The 18,095-nt window shown below is 61.4% G+C and carries 20 protein-coding genes; 8 read left to right on the top strand and 12 right to left on the bottom strand.

The features are described from left to right. Nucleotide 1: 1 nt before the first annotated feature. From ACRQ1B_RS27520 to traA, 3 genes are read right to left on the bottom strand one after another with little or no spacing between them, the layout of a single operon-like run. On the bottom strand, nucleotides 2–1,165 hold the full coding sequence (locus tag ACRQ1B_RS27520) for a conjugal transfer protein TraB (RefSeq protein WP_432297387.1): 1,164 nt from the start codon (nucleotides 1,163–1,165) through the stop codon (nucleotides 2–4). Next, on the bottom strand, nucleotides 1,155–1,700 hold the full coding sequence (gene traF, locus ACRQ1B_RS27515; protein ID WP_432297386.1) for a conjugative transfer signal peptidase TraF: 546 nt from the start codon (nucleotides 1,698–1,700) through the stop codon (nucleotides 1,155–1,157). The genes ACRQ1B_RS27520 and traF overlap by 11 nt, the downstream gene beginning before the upstream one ends. A gap of 17 nt (nucleotides 1,701–1,717) precedes the next feature. Beyond that, nucleotides 1,718–5,350, bottom strand: a complete 3,633-nt coding sequence (gene traA / locus ACRQ1B_RS27510; RefSeq protein ID WP_432297385.1) for a Ti-type conjugative transfer relaxase TraA — start codon at nucleotides 5,348–5,350, stop codon at nucleotides 1,718–1,720. 252 nt (nucleotides 5,351–5,602) lie between these two features. Here traA and traC point away from each other — a divergent pair, with 252 nt between their 5' ends. The 6 genes from traC (at nucleotide 5,603) to ACRQ1B_RS27480 (ending at nucleotide 9,654) form a co-directional block, all read left to right on the top strand. Beyond that, a complete protein-coding gene (traC, locus tag ACRQ1B_RS27505) occupies nucleotides 5,603–5,875 on the top strand; it encodes a conjugal transfer protein TraC (RefSeq protein WP_132280473.1) in 273 nt (90 codons plus the stop codon). Between the two features lie 4 nt (nucleotides 5,876–5,879). Beyond that, nucleotides 5,880–6,092 carry a type IV conjugative transfer system coupling protein TraD gene (traD, locus tag ACRQ1B_RS27500; RefSeq protein WP_132280347.1) on the top strand — a complete coding sequence of 71 codons (213 nt, stop codon included), beginning with the start codon at nucleotides 5,880–5,882 and terminating at the stop codon, nucleotides 6,090–6,092. Further along, the gene (gene traG, locus ACRQ1B_RS27495; RefSeq protein ID WP_432297384.1) at nucleotides 6,082–8,034 is read left to right on the top strand and encodes a Ti-type conjugative transfer system protein TraG; all 1,953 of its coding nucleotides are present in this window, start codon (nucleotides 6,082–6,084) and stop codon (nucleotides 8,032–8,034) included. Before traD ends, traG begins: the two co-directional genes overlap by 11 nt. 423 nt (nucleotides 8,035–8,457) lie before the next feature. Next, complete coding sequence (locus ACRQ1B_RS27490) at nucleotides 8,458–8,766, top strand: WGR domain-containing protein (protein WP_432297481.1); 309 nt, start codon at nucleotides 8,458–8,460, stop codon at nucleotides 8,764–8,766. Continuing rightward, nucleotides 8,763–9,203: a thermonuclease family protein gene (locus ACRQ1B_RS27485; protein WP_432297382.1), complete on the top strand. Its 441-nt coding sequence runs from the start codon at nucleotides 8,763–8,765 to the stop codon at nucleotides 9,201–9,203. The genes ACRQ1B_RS27490 and ACRQ1B_RS27485 overlap by 4 nt, the downstream gene beginning before the upstream one ends. After that, nucleotides 9,148–9,654, top strand: coding sequence for a hypothetical protein (locus ACRQ1B_RS27480; RefSeq protein ID WP_432297380.1), 507 nt, complete (start codon nucleotides 9,148–9,150; stop codon nucleotides 9,652–9,654). Before ACRQ1B_RS27485 ends, ACRQ1B_RS27480 begins: the two co-directional genes overlap by 56 nt. A gap of 74 nt (nucleotides 9,655–9,728) precedes the next feature. Here ACRQ1B_RS27480 and ACRQ1B_RS27475 read toward each other — a convergent pair whose 3' ends face one another. Both ACRQ1B_RS27475 and ACRQ1B_RS27470 read right to left on the bottom strand, forming a co-directional pair. Beyond that, nucleotides 9,729–9,899: a hypothetical protein gene (locus ACRQ1B_RS27475; protein WP_432297378.1), complete on the bottom strand. Its 171-nt coding sequence runs from the start codon at nucleotides 9,897–9,899 to the stop codon at nucleotides 9,729–9,731. A gap of 317 nt (nucleotides 9,900–10,216) precedes the next feature. Then, a complete protein-coding gene (locus ACRQ1B_RS27470; protein WP_432297376.1) occupies nucleotides 10,217–10,528 on the bottom strand; it encodes a DUF736 domain-containing protein in 312 nt (103 codons plus the stop codon). Between the two features lie 446 nt (nucleotides 10,529–10,974). On the opposite strand from ACRQ1B_RS27470, the gene ACRQ1B_RS27465 reads away from it, so the two are divergent. Then, on the top strand, nucleotides 10,975–11,151 hold the full coding sequence (locus ACRQ1B_RS27465) for a hypothetical protein (protein WP_432297375.1): 177 nt from the start codon (nucleotides 10,975–10,977) through the stop codon (nucleotides 11,149–11,151). 22 nt (nucleotides 11,152–11,173) lie between these two features. Here the strand turns inward: ACRQ1B_RS27465 and ACRQ1B_RS27460 are convergent, their stop codons facing one another. Continuing rightward, nucleotides 11,174–12,100, bottom strand: a complete 927-nt coding sequence (locus ACRQ1B_RS27460; protein ID WP_432297479.1) for an ArdC family protein — start codon at nucleotides 12,098–12,100, stop codon at nucleotides 11,174–11,176. A gap of 313 nt (nucleotides 12,101–12,413) precedes the next feature. Here ACRQ1B_RS27460 and ACRQ1B_RS27455 point away from each other — a divergent pair, with 313 nt between their 5' ends. Beyond that, nucleotides 12,414–12,707 (top strand): hypothetical protein, encoded by a 294-nt coding sequence (locus ACRQ1B_RS27455; protein ID WP_432297374.1) that lies wholly within the window; start codon nucleotides 12,414–12,416, stop codon nucleotides 12,705–12,707. A gap of 102 nt (nucleotides 12,708–12,809) precedes the next feature. Here ACRQ1B_RS27455 and ACRQ1B_RS27450 read toward each other — a convergent pair whose 3' ends face one another. From ACRQ1B_RS27450 to ACRQ1B_RS27425, 6 genes are all read right to left on the bottom strand, one after another. Further along, nucleotides 12,810–13,397, bottom strand: a complete 588-nt coding sequence (locus ACRQ1B_RS27450) for a hypothetical protein (protein WP_432297373.1) — start codon at nucleotides 13,395–13,397, stop codon at nucleotides 12,810–12,812. 321 nt (nucleotides 13,398–13,718) lie between these two features. Next, the gene (locus ACRQ1B_RS27445; RefSeq protein WP_432297371.1) at nucleotides 13,719–14,171 is read right to left on the bottom strand and encodes a hypothetical protein; all 453 of its coding nucleotides are present in this window, start codon (nucleotides 14,169–14,171) and stop codon (nucleotides 13,719–13,721) included. 1 nt (nucleotide 14,172) lies between these two features. Then, nucleotides 14,173–14,505: a hypothetical protein gene (locus tag ACRQ1B_RS27440; RefSeq protein WP_432297370.1), complete on the bottom strand. Its 333-nt coding sequence runs from the start codon at nucleotides 14,503–14,505 to the stop codon at nucleotides 14,173–14,175. Between the two features lie 11 nt (nucleotides 14,506–14,516). Further along, nucleotides 14,517–15,413: a DUF7007 domain-containing protein gene (locus ACRQ1B_RS27435; protein ID WP_432297368.1), complete on the bottom strand. Its 897-nt coding sequence runs from the start codon at nucleotides 15,411–15,413 to the stop codon at nucleotides 14,517–14,519. Nucleotides 15,414–15,498: 85 nt separating this feature from the next. Continuing rightward, the gene (locus ACRQ1B_RS27430; protein ID WP_432297366.1) at nucleotides 15,499–17,247 is read right to left on the bottom strand and encodes a ParB N-terminal domain-containing protein; all 1,749 of its coding nucleotides are present in this window, start codon (nucleotides 17,245–17,247) and stop codon (nucleotides 15,499–15,501) included. Nucleotides 17,248–17,628: 381 nt separating this feature from the next. Then, nucleotides 17,629–17,961 (bottom strand): hypothetical protein, encoded by a 333-nt coding sequence (locus ACRQ1B_RS27425; protein ID WP_432297365.1) that lies wholly within the window; start codon nucleotides 17,959–17,961, stop codon nucleotides 17,629–17,631. Nucleotides 17,962–18,095: the final 134 nt, after the last annotated feature.

The following is an 18,095-nucleotide window of genomic DNA, read 5'->3' as shown; positions in this document are numbered from 1 at the left end:
ATCAGGTATTGAAGGACATAACGAAAGGTCGGTCGAAGAGGCGGGCCCAGGCCTCGACGCTCATGCGCTGGATTTCGACAACGGAAGTGCCTTGCGTCCACCAGCCGTTACCAATGGCGACGATCATGTCTGGGTCATGCAGCATGGATTGCAGGATCGGCCAGACGAGGAGCTGCTCGTAGCAGATCAGCGGCGCGGACTTTCTCCCGGCAATGTAGACCACAGGATTAGCGAAAAAGTGCGCGCGGGCTCCTCCGCTTTGCCCGACCAGTCGGCGCCACGGCTGCCACATCGAACCTGGCACCGGGATCCGCTCGCGGTAAACGATATCGCTGCGCTGTCCGGTAATCTGGACAAGAACATTGTCGTAACCGGTTTCGTCGACGACAACAGCACCTGCGACAACGGTCATTGTGCTGCTTTTCGCATATGTCTGCCAAAGGGCTGCGGCAGATGGCGTCCAAAAGCCGAGAGTGCTTTCCGGAAGGACGACGATCCGGTCGCGAACCTTGCTTCGGCCGATCGATGCACGGAGCTGACGATGATAGGCAAGGCCCGCGTCTCGACCCAATCTTTTCCCGAGTTGGAGGTCGACACCTTGCCAATCGCGCCCTATCTGCGGCTGCATCCAGAAAGCGGCGGACCAGAGCCAGCAACCTGCGAAGGTGATGGCAGCAGCCGGCCAGTATCGCGTCGTCATGATCGATAGGCCGGCTGCCATTGCCAATAGACCGAGCCAGTCCCATCCAGCAAGGATGACACCTGCCGCCGTAATTGGGTGGGCCCAGCCAAGAATGCCGAATGGCGGAAGAGCCATGAGGACCATGGCGATGAGGTAGGCCAATACGCTTCGAACACCCCGTCGCCCCGTCCAGAGAACGGAATGGACGAAAACGAAGCCGCTCGACGCCAAAAGCCACAAGATCAGTCCGGGCCAAATGTCCGATTGATAGAAGGCCGCAACGCCTTGCGGCAATCCCCGCGACGCCGCCAGGAAATATCCCGTAGACACAAGCGCCGCAGAAGTCCGATCCGGCGCCCGTGACCACAGATAGGGGAAGGCGATAGAGACCGGCAGGAGCAACATATAACCGCTCCATCCGATCCAGCCGCATGCGATCGCGCCGGCAACCATGAGCGCTGCTCTTTGCCGGTCATGGCGCATAGGTCAGGACCTCGCGCGCCAGTCCGAGGATCCCGGAAACCGGAACCGGGCCAAAATATCGACTGTCCCAAGACCCCGGGAACGGAGAGTGGATAAACACCTGCCCAAGCGGCACGGTCCCACCGGAATGAGGCCGCAGCGGCCGGCCACGACCGTCACGCTCGACGAGCCGAGAATTGCCGAGAACCGCTCCATCGATCGATACGCTGCTGGCAATTTCGACCTCCTGCCCGGCGACAGCAACAACGTGCTTGATGAGCGGCCCTGTTCCACCGGAGCAGAGCCCACGCCGCAGATAGCCCCGCGATTTTCCCTCTACGCGCTCGGCGGTATCGGGCATGCAGACGAAGACGAGATCACCGATCTCGACGGGACGATTGACCGGGACGATTCGCCAGAGCCCGAGCGGCTCGCTTGGCGTGGTGTTGACCCTGATTCCAGCACCAAAGCCCATCACCAGGAACGCTGCAAGGCCGATAACGGCGCCAAGCAGGATGACCGCCATACGACGACCAGCGCGTCTCGAACGACGCATGTTCAATGGTTCGGCACTCATTTCAGGGAGAGCCCGGTGGTCTTGGTCTGGCGTATGGTCTCGGCCTGTTTGAGGGCCGTCACCGTCCGCTCATGGGCGGATAATTGCTGCACCGTCCGCATCGTATTCCAGGCCGATTGCAGCTCGGCCTTTTGAGCCGGCGCCATGCCGGCGGAAAGATTCTCGAACACCTTGCCGTCCGCCTCTTTCGCCGCGAGCGGCAGGAAGGATCTTTCCCCGAAACGTTCGGAGACGGCTCTCGCAAATCCTTCCAGTTCGGCCTTCACTTGTCTGTCGGCGAGGGCGTATTCCAAGCCGGAGGGGAGATCATTTCGGTCGATGGCATCGCGCACCCGCTCAAGGGTCTGTTTGGCCGCGCCGGAGAGCGCGGGGATATCGATCGAGACCTTCAAGCGAACAGCACGCTCCTCCGCCTCATAGCGACGTTCGGCTTCAGCCCGTTTGCACAGGTACCCGTCCAGATCACGCGCCAGTGCCGGGACGTTTACGAGCGCGGTCTCTCGCGCTTGGACTTCTGCCTTGCCGGCGAAAAGGCCGGTCTTGCCCTTCAACGAACCAAAACTTTCCGGCTGCTTAAAAATCGTCGCGATCGTTGTTTTCGCGATCTCGGGGCTTCCGACCATGGCATCGACATTCACAGCATTGAACGCCGCCTGCGGATCGGCATAGATGAGGTGGAAGCGGGCCGAGACCTCCTGCCATTGGCTCTTCAAGGCGGGATCGGCCGAGACCTTGTCCTCGACAGATTTTTCGATCGATTTCGTAAATGTGGTGATACCGGCAACCATGGGCGTCCCGTCCTTCTGGATGACAGAGTTGGTCTGATTTCGGGTTTCGGAGGCGCTACGAGCGCGGGGTTCCTCGGCGACGCCACGACCCAATCCGAGCCGCGTTCCGATGGCGGTTAGCCGCGAGACGAGATCTGTCAGCTTTCCCTTCTGGCGGATGGTCCACTGCAGGCGATCGCGCAGCAGGGTGCGACCGACATTCATCAGATGCAGGCCGCGCGCGTCCGCGAACTGAAGTGCCGCGCGATAGGAGGGAGCATCCTCGTAATCGAGCGTGGTCTCCTTCGATCCGTCGCGTGACAGGCGTTCATGCATTCTCGCCATCGCCAGCTCCTCGACGGAGACGACCTTCCACGAATTGCGATCAGCCTCGGTACCGTCAGGCAGCGTGACGCGCTGCGATCCGAGATGCTTGAGACCGATGCGATCTCCGATCTCGACTTTCGATTCATCGATCGCGCGGGCAAGATCGACACCCCAAACCGTCCGCTCCTGTCCATCGGCAAAGCCGAGCGTGACATAGTAGCTGGCCCGGTTTTCCGGCTTGTGCTCGTAGGGGGCTTCCCCGTGCGCGAGAAGCACCCCACCGCGCCGCCGGGCAAACTCTTCCAGGCCGACATAGAGCTCGGCCGTTTCGCGGTGGCGGGTCATGGAGACATAGGAAAGGTGCCTGTCCAACGTGCTCGATGCCAAGACCTTGACGCGATCGACAGTGGCGCCCTGGCTCTTGTGAACCGTGGTGGCATAGCCATGATCGACATTGGCATAGAAGCGCTGTTCGACCACGACCTCACGACGATCATCGCCACCACCGATCTCGGCAACAATACGCCCGGGCTGCGCTTCGACCACGCGGGCCAACATGCCGTTCTTGACGCCGAGCGATCCCTCGTTCTTCAGGAAGACGATCTGGTCGCCAGCTGCGAATTGTCGGTGACCATCTTCCGTCTCGAAGGTGTGTCCGGCATCGATGAGGCCGCGCTCGACTAGCTTGCCGCGGGCCATCTCGTTCAACATTCGCACGTCGAGGCGGCGGTGCGAGAGGATCAACGAGGAACTGGCCGGATCGTATTCGCGGTCCCAGTCGGCAATCAAAGTGGTGATCGCCTCGTCCCTGGTCCAGCCCGTTCGAACCATGCCCTGGCCCGCGTAAGCGGCGAGCGCAGACGACACGTTACCGCGAGCGAGCTCCAGCGACGCATCACGCATCCACTGCTCGCTCTGCCGATAGATGGTTTCCAGTTCGGCATAGCCGACCCGCTCGGAAATGGCGCGGAAGGCCGCACCCGCCTCGATCGGTTGGAGCTGATCGGGATCGCCGACGAGAACGAGTTTCGCGCCTGATATCGTGGCGGCCTCGACGAGGCGTGCCATCTGCCGCGACGACACCATGCCAGCTTCGTCGAGTACCATAACGGTCTTGTCGTCGAGATGGTCGCGGTCGTGATCCCAACGCAGTTCCCAGGCAGACAGAGTGCGGGACGCAATGCCGGCTTCCTTCTCCAGTCCCTCGGCGGCCTTGCCGGCAAGGGCTGCGCCGACAACTCGATATCCGGCCGCCTCCCAGGCTTCGCGTGCCGCCTTCATCATTGTTGTCTTGCCGGCACCGGCGCGCCCGACAACGGCGGCAATCCGCTCTGAGCCAGCGATATGCTCTATCGCCGATTTCTGCTCCTCCGAAAGCCGGCCATGCCGTTCGAAAGCCTGGGTCAGGACCTGGGCTGCATCATGATGAGAGCGCTGCCGCGCGAGCCACAAAGCCCTGTTCACCATCTCCGCTTCGATGCGGATAAGATCATGCGTCGTGTATTTCGCCGGCGACCGGGCACCCGTCGAAAACGAGATCCGCTCTCTATCCAGCCGCAGCGCATCCGGATGCTGCAAAACCCGCGCCATCAAATCCTGGAACTGGGCTGGATCATCGAGGTAGCGGTGCAAAACCTTGGCGACGTCTCGCTCGTCGAAGACGCTTTTTTCGCGGGTGATGAGATCGAGGACGAGACCGGGATCGCTATGGATCCTCCGCGCATTTTCCTCGCGGCGCTCTTCCTGAAGCTCGATCCGTTCCAGCTTTACCGAAGCGGGCGGCGCGGTCTCACCCGCGCCAGCCGCCTTCCGCTCGATCGCCGTCGCACCGACCCCGACGTGAATGGTTGGCTCCAGCGAGATGCCTTGCTTTTCGAAGGAACGGCCATCGACCCTGATGTCGAGGCCGGCAAGGGCAAGATGCCGGTTCTGGCACGCAAACCATCCGTCGCGAAAGGCGTTAAATCCATCGGCACCGCCGGCCCAAAGCTCATAGACGATCTTCCCGGCACCGTTGCGCTGCGGCTTTCCATCGGAGCCGGGGACTGCGACCTTCTTCGCCCCGAACCCGTCGTCGATCAGCGGCCGCAGCGTCGTCATCAGATGGATATGCGGATTGCCGGGCGCATCGTGATAGACCCAGTCGGCGACCATGCCGCTGGCCTTGATATGCCGCTCGACGAAATCCTTGGCCAGCGCGATATTCTGTTTGGCTGACAGCTCGATCGGCAGGGCCATGGTGACGTCCTTCGCCAGTTGAGCATCGGACCGCTTCTCGAAAGCCTCGACCCTGTTCCAGAAAGCCTCGGACGCACTTGAGATAGATCGATCGGCCACCATCGCCCGCACCCAGGCTGGCGCGTCATCGGGAACGACGAACTCCTCATGCAGGAGCCCCTGCTTGGCGCGATAGTCGATCGTCCTTGCTTCCCGCTCGAAATCCATTTTCGCGCAGTGCCGGTAGGCCGCGGACAGCACGGCGCTGCGGCCGGAACCACGGGCGACGATGCTGACTGAGAAATGTGGGACGGCCACGAGCTAATCTTCTCTATTTAACGAACGTTTCCAATCTGTTCGAAGATAGAGGCGGCCCCGCAAATCCGCTCTTTCGAGCACGTCGCGTCAGCGACGTATAATTGCGCCCTTGGATCCGCTTCTTCGAAACGGCGGGATCATTCGCCAAAAGCTGGCGCTTTGGCGAGGTGCAAATCTGCACCTTTCCAGCGGTAGAAAATGCGGGGCACGGTTCGTCTCCATCGAACCATCAGCAACGAGGAAGCCAAGCCCATGAAGAAGCCAACTGCCAAAATCCGGGAAGAAATTGCTCGCCTGCAGGAGAAGCTGAAGGAGGCGGAAACACGTGACGCCGAGCGCATCGGTCGGATCGCGATACGGGCAGGCCTCGGGGAGATCGAGATCGAAGAGGCCGACCTTTTGTCCGCGTTCGAGGAGGTCGCCGGCCGCTTTCGCGAAGGAACGAAACCCGCCCAAGGACGCAAGCCTGCGACCACGTCGCCGAACGGCGCTGGCGAGGCTGCGGTCCAATCTCCTGAGGCTTGAGCGCATGCAGAAGATGACTGCGACCGAAGCCCGCAAGAAAGACGCGCGGGAGAAAATCGAACTCGGCGGCCTGATCGTCAAGGCTGGCCTCCGCTACGAGAAGCGTGCGCTGCTGCTCGGGCTCCTGATCGATGCCGGCGCGCGGATCAAATCGGACGAGGCGGAGCGAAGCCGCCTGAGTGAACTCGGTGCGAAGGCATTCGCCGATGACGCCTAGGAAGATGCTTGTCGCAAGCGTTCCGGCCATTGCCATGACTGCCATTTGCTTGGGCATGCCCGGCATCGAACGGTGGCTCTCAGCGTTCGGTACGACCGATCAGGCGAAGCTGATGCTCGGGCGGATCGGGCTGGCATTGCCCTATGTGCTCGCCGGCGCCTGCGGTCTCCTGTTTCTCTTCGGAACCAGGGGCTTAATCAACGTTAAGGCGGCCGGGTGGAGCGTCGCCGCGGGCGGCTCCGGCGTGGTCATCGTCGCAGCAATCAGAGAGGGCTCACGCCTGTTTGCGTTTGCCGAGCAAGTCCCCACGGAAAGGACGCTGCTCTCCTATGCCGATCCTTCGACCATCACAGGAGCGGGCGCAGCGCTGCTCACCACATTCTTCGCGCTGCGCGTCGCCAGGATGGGCAATGCGGCCTTTTTGCGAAGCGAGCCGCGTCGCATCCGTGGCAAGCGCGCCCTGCACGGGGAGGCGGACTGGATGCGGATGCAGGAGGCGGAGAAGCTCTTTGCGGAAACGGGCGGTATCGTCATCGGCGAGCGTTATCGTGTCGACCGGGACGATCCGGCGGCGACGGCGTTTCGACCGGGTGAGCCGACAACCTGGGGCAAGGGTGGCTCCGCGCCGCTGTTGTGTTTCGACGGCTCGTTCGGCTCGTCGCACGGGATCGTCTTCGCCGGTTCGGGTGGTTTCAAGACGACGTCTGTGACCGTTCCCACCGCTCTCAAGTGGGGCGGCTCGCTCATCGTGCTCGATCCGTCCAACGAGGTCGCGCCGATGGTGACGGAGCACCGACGCAAGGCGGGGCGGCGCGTCATTGTCCTCGACCCGAAGAATGCTGGTTCTGGCTTCAATGCACTCGACTGGATCGGTCGCCATGGCGGCACAAAGGAAGAGGATATCGCCGCCGTCGCGTCATGGATCATGAGCGACAGTGGTCGCGCCACCGGCGTCCGCGATGACTTCTTCCGTGCATCTGGTTTGCAGCTTCTGACGGCGATGATCGCCGACGTCTGCCTTTCCGGACATACGGACGCGAAGCACCAGACTTTGCGCCAGGTCCGCGCCAATCTGTCGGAGCCTGAGCCGAAGCTTCGCGCACGCCTGCAAGAGATCTACGATAGTTCCGCGTCCGACTTCGTGAAGGAGAATGTCGCCGCCTTCGTCAACATGACACCGGAAACGTTCAGCGGGGTCTACGCTAATGCGATCAAGGAGACGCACTGGCTGAGCTACACGAACTACGGCGCGCTGGTGTCGGGGTCGAGCTTCTCCACCGACGCACTGGCGGATGGCGAGACCGACGTGTTCATCAATATCGACCTCAAGACCTTGGAGACCCATGCCGGGCTGGCGCGCGTCATCATCGGCTCCTTCCTCAACGCAATCTACAACCGGGATGGAGCGATCAAAGGCCGGGCATTGTTTCTCCTCGATGAGGTTGCAAGGCTCGGTTACATGCGGGTGCTGGAGACCGCGCGTGATGCCGGCCGAAAGTACGGCATCACGCTGACGATGATCTACCAGTCCATCGGCCAGCTGCGGGAAACCTATGGTGGGCGCGACGCGTCCAGCAAGTGGTTCGAGAGCGCCAGCTGGATCTCATTCGCCGGGATCAACGACCCGGAAACAGCTGACTATATCTCGCGTCGGTGCGGCACGACCACGGTCGAAATCGACCAGGTCAGCCGCAGTTTCCAATCGCGCGGCTCATCGCGGACACGCTCGAAACAGCTTGCCTCGCGGCAGTTGATCCAGCCTCACGAAGTCCTACGCATGCGCGCCGACGAGCAGATCGTCTTCACGGCGGGCAATGCGCCGCTGCGATGCGGTCGCGCGATCTGGTTCCGTCGGCCGGACATGACGTCGTGCGTGGGGAAGAACAGGTTTCAGCAACGCGAAGCGGGTGTCGACGAACCTGTTTCTCCCGAAACAATCTGAGCGCAGGAGGATCGGCCGATGCGATATTGGGAAGCCTGCGAGGCACAGGTTACGGCAGAAGAGGCCATTGAGGAATCCCGCATCCACGAAGTCGCGGCTACGGTCCGCTGCGACGATAAGGCATTATCGACGCAGCCAATGGCGAGGTCATTGCTTATGCCGACGAAGAGGGTGAGTATTATGGTGCGGATATCCTCGGATATCTTGGGTATTGAAATCTGCCGCAGTGCCCGCGAGACGATCGTGACTCGAATGGGCGAAGACCGCTTGGGGGCTTCGTTCGCCTCGGCGAATAGAGCCGTACGCCGAAGGGGGATCGCCAAACACCTCCCTCATGGAACGCTTCACCGGATTGAATCGATCATGCGAGACCGATTCATAATTGTCGTTGGACCGCCGATTCGAAACGCGCGAATCTCGGTCATGATCGCACAGCCCTATCAGCTCTATGTAGAACGGAAGGATCGCGCCAGGAACATGGCCCGCTTCTACTCGATGTCGATCGACGCCAATCTCTTCGGAGAGCTCTGCCTCACACGGCGGTGGGGCAGGATCGGCGCCAAAGGCCAGACCTTGATCCACCATTTCGAGCGGGAACAGGATGCAGTTGCTCTCTTCCTGGACCTGATCCGACAGAAGCGAGCCCGAGGTTATCGAACCAAGTCATCAGCCGCTCACGAATCTGATAGCTGCGCTCGTTTAACTGAAATCGAACTTGGAACAGTCCGTTGAAACGAACCCTGACGGGCCTCACCGCCGTCGCGATCATTCTCTATGCAGTATCGCTTGTCCCAGCTGTCGAAGCAGCGCAATCCAGCGTCACCACGAAGTTTGCAAAGTGCTCTACCGGTGTCCGGAAAAACTGCGTCGTGGACGGTGATACGCTTTGGATCAACGGTGAGAAGGTGCGGGTTGCCGATATCGACGCTCCTGAGATCAGCACGCCGAAATGCTCCTCGGAACTCGCGCTCGGAAACCGGGCCACACGCCGCCTGATCGAGCTCGTCAACGAGGCACCGTTCCAGCTTCAGGCGAGGCCTGGCCGCGATACGGATCGCTACGGCCGCAAGCTCCGGGTGCTCGTCCGCAATGGCCAAAGTCTCGGCGACCGTCTTGTCTCAGAAGGCCTGGCGCGAGCCTGGTCAGGCCGCCCCGAGCCCTGGTGCTGAAGAAACGGCCCGCCGGAGCGGGCCAGATCCTCAGCGGTGTGGCGCCTTTTCGGCGCCGGCTCCAGTCGGTCTCGAAGTTGATCTCGATGTCGACGAAGAAGGGGACCTTGATCGCGACTTTCAAGCCGAGCTTTCCTTTGCGGAAGAAGTGACCGGCAATCTTGCCGAGAGTACGCAGACGGCGGCCGGTGGCGGTAAGGAACTTGGCGAGCTGTTGAATGGCGGTTTCTCCTGTTGGTTGCGTTTCATCGCGAGGATGAAGAGCAGACCGGGAAAGGAGCGCCGCACCGGGACGGCCGAAGCGAAAGCGGAGGACCTGGAGGCCACTGAATTTTGTTTCGCGCGGAAGCCGAAGGCCGGGGAAAATTCTGATGCCGGAAGGTTGCGGCGTGACGACCGGGTTGCACCATCCCTGATGTCGATTAAGTGGGATCACAAGAAGAAACGTTGATGAATGCCAAACGCGTTACCGCCGCTGCAGTCTCAATTTGAGGCTTGATTTTCAGGTATGTGGATGGGCACCTTTCAAGAAGGCGGTTCTTCCGAAAGCAGGGCGTCAAGCTTTGCGTTGACAAAGGCAAGCTCCTGCCTTGCGCCGGCCATGGCCGCCTCGATCTCAAGTCGCTCGTCCCAGTCCGGGCAATTCGCAAGCTCTGCCCGCAGTTCCTCGATGTGCTGTTCCAGGGAAAACGTCATCGTCTCATCTCCTTGAGTTTGTGAAAGACGAGGTCACCAGCCGGAAGGGGATGGCGGGGTCAGGGATCGCGCAAGCGACCGGCAGGGCCGGGGAGTGGGGGAGCCGATTTTCGGAAGGCGCCGCAGGCGGCTGGAGAAAATTGGGGGAACCGCTCATCCTTGAAGCCGGCATGCGCGAGCGGCACACTCCCCGTTCCTGAGCAGCTATGCCTCCCTCTCGTGTGCCACCAAAAAAGCCGGACCAGGCTCAATGCCTGATCCGGCTTTCGTTCTTCGCTGAAGGAATGACCCCGCCCTCTCGGGCGGGGTCGGGCTTCTTAGTCCCGGTTCGGGCGGGACCAGATCAGCTGGTAGCCATCTCCACCTTCGACCTCGGAGAGCGTCGCGTAGATCGGAGCTGGGAAGCTCGGGTCGTCGAGCTTGACCGAGAGGTAGTCGCGGTCGGTCTGTTCCGAGCGCTTCTGCCAGGCGGCGCCGAGTTCAACGGCTCCCGCGAAGATGCGGAACTGCGGGCCCTTGTCGGAGGGATTTTCGATGCGGGCAATGCGGGCCTTTACGTTGAGGGCGAGGGTGCGGATCGAGCCGGTGAAGCCGTTTTCGGTGGAGGTGAAGGTGCCGATGGTAGCCATTGTCCTATTCCTTTTCGCTGTTTCGGGCCGCTCCATTGCGGCCTCGATGGCAGTCGCAAAGGCCGGGGACGATTGGACCGCACCCAGAGGGCCGAAACATCGTGGAGGGCGGTGTGGAGAGACTTTCTTGTTTCGCGAGGAATGACGGCTTGAGCCGGCAGGGGATGAAAGTCTCGCAGCACCGTTGCGGGAGTACGAGCGAGGCGAAGCCGTTCTCCGGCCAGACATGCCTCATCGAGCCCGCGAATGGAGCCCTGTCGCCAAGGGAAAGGGATATGTCAATGGCGTCCGACAACACCATGCCCCGATTGAACGCATTACCGGATCGGCCTGATCGCTGAGTTCACCGCCTAGGCACCTCATATTCGCGATCTCCCGGCCAACCAGGCTTGCGGCTCCAATCCTTCTCGGTAGAGTTGCCGGGCGATTCGTCGCCTGGAGGATTTATGGCAAAGCAGACGAAACCGTTCATCGTCGAAATCAAGCAGTCCCGGAGAGTGAAGACCGGCGTTCAAAAACCGTCGATCTGGGGCTCGTTGGACCTGCGGATGGCCGATGATCGCTTAGCCGAGGTGGACCGGACAGACGAGCCGGCCGCCATCGTCGCTAGCGACCGGTCCTAGCGCATCTGCTCAGACGGGCTGATCAGGCTGCATCCCTGATTTCGGACCCGGTGGCCTGAAGACCGTGCAGGAATGTGACCGCGCGTTGCGCGTGGGCCGCCGCCTGGAAGATCGCCCGCTTGTCGTCAGCCAGCACCGACAGCCAGGACTGGAGGTACGCAGCGTGATCCGGCCGGGGCTCGAGCTCGGGCACAAGACCGAGATCGGCAGACAAAAAGCAACTTCCGAGCTCGGCGATCAACTCCTCCCGTGCCCTCTCGCTGCGGTCCTTGCTGTACCGCGACAGGTCACGCCCGACCCGATCTTTTGGCGAAGTCCAATGGGTCGTTTCATGGCTCAAGGTAGCGTAATAGCTGGCAGCGTCCTTGAAGGCCTGAAGCGGCGGCATCTGGATGAAATCCGACCCCGGCGCATAGAAGGCCTGGTTGCCGCCGTGACGGATGATCGCACCGGTCTTCTGGAAGAAGCGCTCGGCGGCCTCGATCCGTTCGACCGGATCGAGATCGGGCATCGGTAGATCGTGGAAACGTTCGGGCAAACCGTCGATCTGTTCTATATTGAAGACAGAATAGGCCTTGAGGAAGGGGATCTCGCGATCGACCGCGCCACCATTCCCATCCGCCTCAGACTTCGTGAACCGGCTGGCGAAGACGACCGTCGAGACTGCCTCGCCCTTGCGAACGGCAGCCCCCAGTTCGAGCGCCTGCTTGAAGGTCATCCACATCGACGAGGTAAAACCGCGCGCCATCTGCTCCGACCACAGCAAAAGCACGTTCATCCCTGAATACGGAAGGCCATTATGGCGAAGCGGGCGCGTGATGCGGCCCTCGGTATTGCCCGCACTCCATGGCTTCATCCACGGGCGGACACCCGTTGCCAGGTCCTCAATAATCCGGTCGGTGATCTTGGTATAGATGTCGGCTCGCTTCGATTCCGGGTTCCTGCTCATTTCCGTCTCCATAATTTCAGGAACCGCGCCAATCGCGGTCCCGTCGCGGAGGCAGAAGGCAGGAGCCCCGAAGGCGGGGCCAAGCACCGGGACGGCCGCAACAGCGTGGAGGACGGCGAAGCCGTTGCCTGGCGCCGGCGGCTCCTGCATCTCCGAAGCACGAGACGGGACCACGTTCAGTGGCGCTCAACCTCCAATCCGTGCGGATTTTTCGCACTCGCAACACGACATCGATGTGCTAGAATTGATCCCACGTTTCAATTTTGGCGCGAGCCAGAATATCGGAGCGACAGGAGGGGCAGGGGATACAGACATGCCGGAATGGCCCAAAGAGAAGCTTTTAAAACATGGCCCAGAGCTTCCCATGGAAGAGCGTGTCCGGCGATATCAGGAAAACATTCGCGCCATCAGGGCATCCGGTTGTGCCGTCCCAACCTCCGCCATGGTCGATTCCCTTGATCCTGCGGTGATCGAATTGTGGTTCGCCGACAACGCCTTTACGATCGACAGGATACGAAAACTGACCGCAAAGATCGCCGAGCTCCCCGATGATACAGAGTTTCCCAGCCCATTCATTCCCGTCGCCAAGGGCGATGGAAAGAGGTGACTTGAATTGCAGCCACAACAACAATGAGCGGTGGAACGTCACCGCTCATTGTTGAATGACGGATGGAGAGGCGGGGCCGAAGCCCCACCATGGTGCGTGTCCTTAGTCGAAGGCGGACATCTGTGCCTCAGCTGCCTTGCGATCGACGGACTGCCCGGGATTTTCGATCGGGCGATCAAAGGGCTTCCAGCTCTCTCCGACGATCTGCTTGTAGGCGGCGACGGCGCCTTCGGCTGCCATCCGCAACGCATGGGCCTGGATGCCCATACCGGCTGCGAACTCCCGCTTGCGGTGAGCGGCGCTGTCGTAACCGACGGGACCATCCAGGTCCTCGTCGCGCGCGTCGTTTGCAGCCTTGGCTGTGGCATCGCGTGCCTGGGTGACGGCATTGCTGTAGAACTGTCCGGCGCCGTGCGCGGAGCCGACATAGGCGCCGGCGATCCGCTGCAGGTGGATCTGCATGGCGCGTTCGCCAAGGCCTTCGCTGAGCGCATCCGCGGTCTCGCAGATGAGACGTTCGTGGAGGTCGCGGATTCCGTCGCTGTCGATGACCGCGGTCCCGAAGCTCTCGGCGATCTTGATCGCCTGGGCGCTGTCCGGGCAGGTGAGGCAGACCATTTCGACCGTTGCGCCTTTGCGAAGCTGCACGACCCGGGCGGTCTGGCGAGGATTGGTTGCGGGCTTGGCCATGTTTCTTCCTTTCGAGCCGAAGCGGTTCCGGCCCCGTGCCGGCTTGCCCTTCGGTGCGGTCGACCCGAACCGGCGGAAAACGGGCGCTTCAAGGTCCGGGCTCGTCCAGTCCAAGCGGAGCCGATTTGCAAGCGAGCAGGGCAGAAGCCCTGCGATGTCGAGCGAAGCTGCTCCGTGCAGGATGGCGGGTCCGGTCGCCCCGCGGCGCGATAGCGGCCTTGAAGCGCACGGCCGCTGGTTCAGACCGCAGCAAACCCGAAGGACAAACCGTCACGGTGCCATGACTGGACTCGGAAAGGGAAATGGCTCCAGCCCGCTCGACTACCACTCCTTGACCTCACTGGTGTGCTCGCTCGATACAGCTGTGCTGCCGTCCGGTCCGCTCCCCATGTCTGCCTTGGGCAACCGATAGGATTGAAGCCAGGTCGGGCCGTGGGTGTTTCGAAGCCTACGCAGGATCCCGCCATCGTCATGAGGCGGTCCACCCATCCAGACATTGCCAAGGATGCTCTTCCAGCGTCGGCCATGTTTGACGGCATAGGTACGGAGCGCAGCCTCCTGATCGTGGCTCAGGGCCGGCCACCTCTCACGCCTGTGTCTGGTCGCTCGAGGAGCCGTCCCATCGCGGGCTGCGATTATGCGCTTGAGCTCGGCCACGCCTGCATCGAGACATGCTTTACCCTCGAGATGATGGAAGCGCAGCCAGAACGCCGTCCGTTCAGCGTCGGTAGATCCAACACCAGCTTGTTGTTCGAGCTCGCCGATCGTTGCCATTTCACCCCTCCCGGTTCGTGTGCGGATAAGGGCCTGACAACGAGAGACGGTCGCGCAGCGCTGCGATTGCGGCCTCCTGCCGGGCCAGCCTACGCGAGAGCGCATCGACCTCGGGCTGTCGCTCCGCCGTGATGCCGGCAAGATTGGCGCGGTAACGCTCCAGCAACGCGCGGCCATCGGGTGCTTTTCCCCTACGATAGCCGCTTTGCCGCCTGGCGATCTGTGGCAGGATCGCCGTCATCCGACGGGTTATTTGCCGGTCGATGATCTGCAGCTGCTTTTGGGTCTGGCGGCGAGCATCTTCCATTCGGGAGAGCTGTGTTTCGGATAACATGGATGATCTCATCATGCTGTGCTCGCGCTCCACCCCAAAAAGCGCGACGGCCCTTCATAAACAGCATGCAGCTGCAGATCGATGACGAAGCCAAAACTGCCACGCTTGCTGTATTCTACGTCGGGGATGAGAAAACGCCGCTCTTGCTGACTGAACTCCCGCCTTCCGCCTCTCGTGGCGACCACCTCTGTCATGCCTGTATGGTGAGATGAGGTGATTGCCGAGATCACGATCCAATCGCCGGCATGGTTGCGCTCGAAGGTCGCGCGATCTTTCGATCGGGATTCCCCGGGTTCAAGCTGGCGACCGCGAAGCTTCTCCCAGAAGGCCGGAAAGGTATCTTTGGCGATTTGATCGGCACATCGGCGTTCATAGCCGGTGAAAACATCAGGAAAGGTCAGGGCGATGATCGCCCATTCGCAATCCTCTTCGTACCAGCCGCCTGCGGTGCGGACAGAAGCGTCGACCAGACGGTTTCGATCGGAAGAAAGGTGGAAGCCTCCATGTCCTGACGTAGAGTGGCTGACAACTCCCTCGGCATAGAACATGGCCAACTGTGATCCGCCCCAGGGCGTGCTTCCTGCCATGCGGGTCTGGACACGGGCGAGGCTTGAGAGTTCCGCCATGTGCTCCGCGGTCTCGATGGCCCGAAGACGAAAGGCAGCTTCGTTATCGACCCGGCCATCATGTCGGCAGAAATGATGACGGCGCGCTTCAGCGAGAGGCTTGGTAAAACGCCAGGCGCTGGCGAGGAAGACGTCGCCGCTTCCATTGGAAATAAGGCCGAGGAGTATTTCACCGATACGCGCGACGGGAAACCCGTCGGCGCTTGTCCCGAATTCAACGCTGTCGGCGGCAGGATTGGTGCATACCGAGTTGTTGGCAGGTGGGTTTGAAGGTCCGTTCATTGCCGGGCTCCTTGGTAAAGGTTCGGGAAAGCGAACCGCCGGCGAGGAGCCGGCGGCGGAATGCTTGATCTGGAAGGGTTGCGGACTATTCGGCTGCGATACCGTATGCCGCCTCGTGATCGTCCAGCGTTGCCGCGTCTTCCGCGGTGTCCTCAATCTCGGAGAGACCCGCCTCTTCCCCGGCGTCATTCGTGGAGAAGCTCTCCGCCTCATCCTTCGCGGTGCCGACCTCATCTTGCGCACCGGTGTCCTGATCAAGGTACTTGAGAAGGGCGAGCGTATCCGCCGGCGACGGCGCGAAGAAGGCCGACGGATGCACGAGGTTCTTGTCACCCTCGAAATGAGTGACGAGAACGGAGCGGGTCTCGCGGACACGGGCACGCGGTTCAAGACCAGCATCCTTGGCAACGGTTTCCAGCGCCTGGCGCGACAGGCACGCGAAAAACTCCTCAGACCCCATGTTCGGCAGATAGTTGTCTGCGCCGATCGCCTCGCCCGCAAGGCGAGAGACGACGCCGCTATTCGACATGCCACGGCGGCATGAAAGCACGTCGATCAAGGTTGCTCGCGCCGCAACGCGGACGGCATCCATATCAAATGAGAGCCTGCCATCCTCAGTTAACAGACGAGCAACATGACGGCCGAAGCGAGCCCCGCCATAGAGCGCGCCGCCTGCGCCGGTATCGACGCGCACGTTCTGACCGGCAAAGGCGAGGACGAGCAGCGCCATGAGCATGTCGTCCTCGATCGGGGCACGACTGAGCGCGTCGTGCAGGGCGTCGGTGCGGAAATCACCGATCATGTCCTGGCCTTTGTGGGTGACATCGGGGCGTGCCTTCGTTGCTGCGGCGCTATCGCCATCAATGACGTCGTCACTACTAGGCGTCGTGCCACCCTTCGGCTTCGCTGCCTCCGGCATGCGATAATGGATAGTCTGGACCTTGCCGTCGCGGTCGAGATAGAGGCCCACATGGTCGGATTTGGAAGGCTTCCCGTAGACCTGGGCAGCCTTCTTCGGCAGCTCCGGCTGGCCCCAGCTGTTCACCTCGACGATGGCGCCGCGCTTCGGCAGGTTCGACGTCATCCACTCGTGCTGGGCGCCGAGATAGCCTTCGACATTGGTGGTGTAGCGGCTGTCCTGATCGGCCGGCGCGAACAGATCTTCAACCCATTCGATGCCATAAGCCTCGCGCAGATCGTCGCCGAAGCTGGCATCCTTGGCATACATGCGCTTCTTCGTCAGCGCGTTGGCCATCGACCACCAGGCGGCAGTATCACCTTTCTTCGGTTTGTGCGCTTTCCAGACCTCTTTCTGCTCGACCTCGCCGGCGGCCGCGATGATCTTCAGCTGCTGCTCGGAGGGCATATCCCCCAACGCCATCTGTTCGAGCATGGCCGGCAGAACCTTGGCCAGCAGCCGCAGCTTGCGGATCTGGCGAACGGGAAGTGCCAATGCGACGGCAATCGCTTCTTCGGTCCAGCCGAGGGCGACGAGCCGTTCGATGCCGCGCCATTGGTCGACCGGATTCAACGCTTCGCGCACGCTGTTTTCGACCATAGAGCGCATGGCCCCGTTGTCGTTTGCAGCATCAACGACGAGAATTTCGATTTCCTCAAGCCCGGCTGCGATCGCGAGGCGGACGCGACGGTGCCCGGCGTCGATGATATAGCCGTTGCCACCACCTGCTTCCGGAGCGACGACCGGCGGCTGGACGATACCGACGGCCTTGATCGTCGCGAGCATCAGCGCATCGGCCTGCGGTGAGGATTTGGTCTGGCGCATCCGGTCGGGATTTTCCTTCAAAGCGCGCGGGTCAACTTTCATGATCTGCATGGGATTCTTCCTTGTCTGGAGAGCTCCGGACCGGCGCGTTGCCAGCCCTTCCTGTCTTCATTTTTCTCGAAGACACCTCCTGGACCGCCGAGCGGCCGGAGTGCCGCAACTGCGGCCGAGCATCCCTGCGGCACAGGACGAGCGGGGCTTAGCTCTGCGAAGGACAAGCTGCCGGGATCGCGCAGGCGGCGGTTGAGTGAAGCGGCGGCAGGAGGATCGATGGGCGACCAGCCTTTTTCCACTTTCTCATCCCCTGATTCCTTCCTCACATTTGGGGGAAGGGGAGGAATGTACTCCCGCACGAATGATCGCGTATCCAGGCATTTAGCGACAGCAGCTAATTTACCGGTTCCACACCAACCGGCCCAAGATAGAATCGCGCTATCTGCGCCACATCACCAGCGCCCAGGCATTCGCCATCATGCGTTTTAAGATGAGCTGCTTTTCGCCCAAGCCGGTTGAGGCGACCTCTGTCTCCAGGAATTGCGGCACATTTGCCGGCAGCGGGATAGGCGACGGCGTATCGCTTCGGCACTCGCTCCTTGCCGCCACGATGAGATGCGACACTGTCGCTTCATCGAACCTGACCGAAACGGCGACTTGAGCGCCGGATCTGATCCGCTCAATTACTTTCTGCGCGGCGGCCTCTTCATCTGGGGCTTCGATCAGAGAGGTTTGGGTGACAAGATAAAATGGCATTGGTTCCCGCATCATTTTTCATCTTTGATCCCATCGACCTTGTGGATCGGTCAATAGAGCGCCCGCGAAAAACGGCACTCCAAGCATGATGAATCTTCTCAACACGCCGCGGCCAGCAAACGCGCCGTGATACGCGTCGAGCAGCGAAG

The sequence above is a fragment of the Endobacterium panacihumi genome (genome assembly GCF_050847465.1).
Taxonomy (GTDB): domain Bacteria; phylum Pseudomonadota; class Alphaproteobacteria; order Rhizobiales; family Rhizobiaceae; genus Neorhizobium; species Neorhizobium panacihumi.
This window is presented reverse-complemented; position numbering and strand designations above follow the sequence as displayed.

Bases quoted from the DNA above. Each gene is read 5' to 3' on its own strand.
- ACRQ1B_RS27520 (WP_432297387.1), bottom strand. From the start codon at position 1,165: ATGCGCCATGACCGGCAAAGAGCAGCGCTCATGGTTGCCGGCGCGATC.
- traF (WP_432297386.1), bottom strand. From the start codon at position 1,700: ATGCGTCGTTCGAGACGCGCTGGTCGTCGTATGGCGGTCATCCTGCTT.
- traC (WP_132280473.1), top strand. From the start codon at position 5,603: ATGAAGAAGCCAACTGCCAAAATCCGGGAAGAAATTGCTCGCCTGCAG.
- traD (WP_132280347.1), top strand. From the start codon at position 5,880: ATGCAGAAGATGACTGCGACCGAAGCCCGCAAGAAAGACGCGCGGGAG.
- traG (WP_432297384.1), top strand. From the start codon at position 6,082: ATGACGCCTAGGAAGATGCTTGTCGCAAGCGTTCCGGCCATTGCCATG.
- ACRQ1B_RS27490 (WP_432297481.1), top strand. From the start codon at position 8,458: ATGATCGCACAGCCCTATCAGCTCTATGTAGAACGGAAGGATCGCGCC.
- ACRQ1B_RS27475 (WP_432297378.1), bottom strand. From the start codon at position 9,899: ATGACGTTTTCCCTGGAACAGCACATCGAGGAACTGCGGGCAGAGCTT.
- ACRQ1B_RS27470 (WP_432297376.1), bottom strand. From the start codon at position 10,528: ATGGCTACCATCGGCACCTTCACCTCCACCGAAAACGGCTTCACCGGC.
- ACRQ1B_RS27465 (WP_432297375.1), top strand. From the start codon at position 10,975: ATGGCAAAGCAGACGAAACCGTTCATCGTCGAAATCAAGCAGTCCCGG.
- ACRQ1B_RS27460 (WP_432297479.1), bottom strand. From the start codon at position 12,100: ATGAGCAGGAACCCGGAATCGAAGCGAGCCGACATCTATACCAAGATC.
- ACRQ1B_RS27455 (WP_432297374.1), top strand. From the start codon at position 12,414: ATGCCGGAATGGCCCAAAGAGAAGCTTTTAAAACATGGCCCAGAGCTT.
- ACRQ1B_RS27450 (WP_432297373.1), bottom strand. From the start codon at position 13,397: ATGGCCAAGCCCGCAACCAATCCTCGCCAGACCGCCCGGGTCGTGCAG.
- ACRQ1B_RS27445 (WP_432297371.1), bottom strand. From the start codon at position 14,171: ATGGCAACGATCGGCGAGCTCGAACAACAAGCTGGTGTTGGATCTACC.
- ACRQ1B_RS27440 (WP_432297370.1), bottom strand. From the start codon at position 14,505: ATGTTATCCGAAACACAGCTCTCCCGAATGGAAGATGCTCGCCGCCAG.
- ACRQ1B_RS27435 (WP_432297368.1), bottom strand. From the start codon at position 15,413: ATGAACGGACCTTCAAACCCACCTGCCAACAACTCGGTATGCACCAAT.
- ACRQ1B_RS27430 (WP_432297366.1), bottom strand. From the start codon at position 17,247: ATGCAGATCATGAAAGTTGACCCGCGCGCTTTGAAGGAAAATCCCGAC.
- ACRQ1B_RS27425 (WP_432297365.1), bottom strand. From the start codon at position 17,961: ATGATGCGGGAACCAATGCCATTTTATCTTGTCACCCAAACCTCTCTG.